Raw genomic sequence first — 527 nt, 5'->3', positions numbered from 1 at the left:
AAAGGAGGGAGCCAAAACAGACAGCNCAGAGACAAAGAAGNGAACAGAACGCCGGGCANCGCACAAAGAGGCAGCAAAAACCCAAACCCAGACAGACACCCAAGGNACCACACAAGACAGCGCGCAAACAGGAAACCAAAGAGAGAAAGCAACAGAAAGGAGGAGAGAAAAAAAAAGGAGGCAGAGGAACAACAACGAAGANGGGGGGGGGAAGACGAAGCACAAAAGCCGCACAGGGGAAAGGGGAACCGCGCCCGGACCGAAAAAGGGAAAAGAGGNCGCACCCCGGGACGAAAAGAAGAAAAACGACAACACACAGAAGAGAGAGCANACCACAGGAGGGACANAAGCACGACAGAGGGAGGCAGGAAAAAAAGGCGCCANCCACGAACGAAAGAAACAGAAAGCCACCCCGGCGCAACAGAAGAAGAAAAAGAACACACCACCCCAAGAGAGAGAGGGAGAANNAAGAAAGAAAAGGAGGAAAAAAGAGAAAAAAACAAAGAAAAGAGGGGGAGAAAANNANA

The sequence above is a fragment of the Desulforamulus hydrothermalis Lam5 = DSM 18033 genome (assembly GCF_000315365.1).
Classification (GTDB): Bacteria; Bacillota; Desulfotomaculia; order Desulfotomaculales; family Desulfotomaculaceae; genus Desulfotomaculum; species Desulfotomaculum hydrothermale.
Note: the sequence above shows the minus strand (reverse complement) of the source record.